Origin of the sequence: Cryobacterium sp. RTC2.1 (genome assembly GCF_035018685.1) — a bacterium.
In the GTDB taxonomy this organism is placed as follows: domain Bacteria; phylum Actinomycetota; class Actinomycetes; order Actinomycetales; family Microbacteriaceae; genus Cryobacterium; species Cryobacterium glucosi.
On record NZ_JASJXJ010000384.1, the window covers coordinates 1 to 283 of the forward strand.

The 283-nt window shown below is 71.4% G+C and carries 1 protein-coding gene; it reads left to right on the plus strand.

The genetic code is table 11. The annotated features are described in order from the left end of the window. Nucleotides 1-283: alpha-hydroxy-acid oxidizing protein (locus QN357_RS19395; RefSeq protein WP_323505457.1), on the plus strand; the 283-nt coding region annotated here is incomplete at both ends.

Genomic DNA, 283 nt, shown 5'->3' on the forward strand with positions numbered 1-283 from the left:
CGACTACACCGAGGGGGCAGCGGAGGCGGAGATCTCGCTCGCGCGCGCCCGCCAGGCCTTCGAGGACATCGAGTTCCACCCCGCCATCCTCCGCGACGTCTCGACGGTCTCGACCGGCTGGGACGTGCTCGGGGCGCCGGTCGCTCTCCCGTTCGGCATCGCACCGACCGGGTTCACCCGGATGATGCAGACCGAGGGCGAGATCGCCGGCGCGCACGCGGCAGCGAAGGCCGGCATCCCGTTCTCGCTCTCCACGATGGGCACGACCGCTATCGAGGACGTC